The sequence below is a fragment of the Eubacterium sp. 3_1_31 genome (genome assembly GCF_964249515.1).
GTDB classification, from domain to species: domain Bacteria; phylum Bacillota_I; class Bacilli_A; order Erysipelotrichales; family Erysipelotrichaceae; genus Longicatena; species Longicatena caecimuris.
Window position 1 is genome coordinate 1 of sequence record NZ_CAXUBY010000121.1, and the last position, 534, is coordinate 534.

Below are 534 nucleotides of genomic sequence, written 5' to 3' on the forward strand. Positions count from 1 at the left end.
TTATTTATCACAGTTTCTAGGTACTATGACATGTATACGCAGGGCGGTGTTACATATACGCCCTTTACGAACGCCTAAAGGCGTTCCCTTTCCAAAAGGAACTGTCTGTCCGAACACGTCTGGGGGACGTGCCCCGTCCAGCCAGCCCCTTTTGGAAACCACTATTTTCGGTCTGACAGTCCATGCTTATTCATGCTATCAAAATGAAAATATATCTTCTCTATGCTTACTCAAGCGTGTGATTGACCCTAGCGTGCTTAATCACTCCATCTGATACGATAATAACGCCATTAGAATTACTTGTCAAGAAGTTTTTGTTGACTTTTGGATATATATTAAGTATGATATGCTTATAAATACCAAGAGAAGCAACGAAAGGAGCGGTTATACTAAGTTATGGAGCATTATGAAAAGAAAATCAGTTTCTTAGGAGAAAACATACAGACCATAAGAAAACACAGAGGAATGAAACAACAGGAACTTGCGGACAAAATCGGTATCAATATGCAGAGCCTTTCCAAGATTGAACGTGGT

General features: G+C 40.1%; 1 protein-coding gene. It reads left to right on the forward strand.

Annotated elements, in window-relative coordinates; translation table 11 throughout:
• Positions 1-396 precede the first annotated feature (396 nt).
• On the forward strand, positions 397-534 hold a 138-nt coding region (locus ACESSZ_RS16515; RefSeq protein ID WP_195409992.1), incomplete at its 3' end, for a helix-turn-helix domain-containing protein.